This window comes from Ensifer sp. 22521, assembly GCF_052044795.1.
GTDB lineage: Bacteria > Pseudomonadota > Alphaproteobacteria > Rhizobiales > Rhizobiaceae > Ensifer.
In genome coordinates this window covers 1-620 of sequence record NZ_JBQENM010000073.1, presented here as the reverse complement: position 1 = coordinate 620, position 620 = coordinate 1, and the positions used below count along the sequence as shown (strand labels likewise).

At 64.4% G+C, this 620-nt stretch carries 2 protein-coding genes; both read right to left on the bottom strand.

The annotated features are described in order from the left end of the window. Window positions 1–105: FAD-binding protein (locus ACTJKE_RS36575; RefSeq protein WP_440693919.1), on the bottom strand; the 105-nt coding region annotated here is incomplete at its 3' end. Between the two features lie 7 nt (window positions 106–112). Next, window positions 113–620, bottom strand: a 508-nt coding sequence (locus tag ACTJKE_RS36570; RefSeq protein WP_440693917.1) for an electron transfer flavoprotein subunit alpha/FixB family protein, incomplete at its 5' end; no start/stop codon positions are given.

Genomic DNA, 620 nt, shown 5'->3' with positions numbered 1-620 from the left:
CTGCTTCAGCCGGATCGCCGCCGCAAGACCGGCAGGCCCCGCCCCGACGATGACAACGTCGAACTCCATGCTCTCGCGTTCGGGCAGATCAATCATCTCGGCCATGTGTCTTTCAAGGTGCTTTTTCGAATTCCGGCAGCGCTTCGAAGAGATCGGCAACCAGGCCATAGTCGGCGACCTGGAAGATCGGTGCCTCTTCGTCCTTGTTGATCGCGACGATGACCTTCGAATCCTTCATGCCGGCGAGATGCTGGATCGCACCGGAGATGCCGCAGGCGATATAGAGATCGGGCGCGACCACCTTGCCGGTCTGGCCGACCTGCCAGTCGTTCGGCGCGTAGCCGGCATCGACGGCGGCGCGCGAGGCGCCGACGGCAGCACCGAGCTTGTCGGCAACCGGCAGGATGACTTCCTGGAACTTCTCCGAGGAACCGAGCGCGCGACCACCGGAGATGATGATCTTGGCCGAGGTCAGCTCCGGACGGTCGGACGACGACAGGGCGTCGGCGACGAAGCTGGAAACACCCGGATTGGCGGCAGCCGCGACACTTTCGATCGCAGCCGAACCGCCTTCAGCGGCAGAGGCGAAGGAGGCGGTGCGCACGGTGATGACGCGCTTG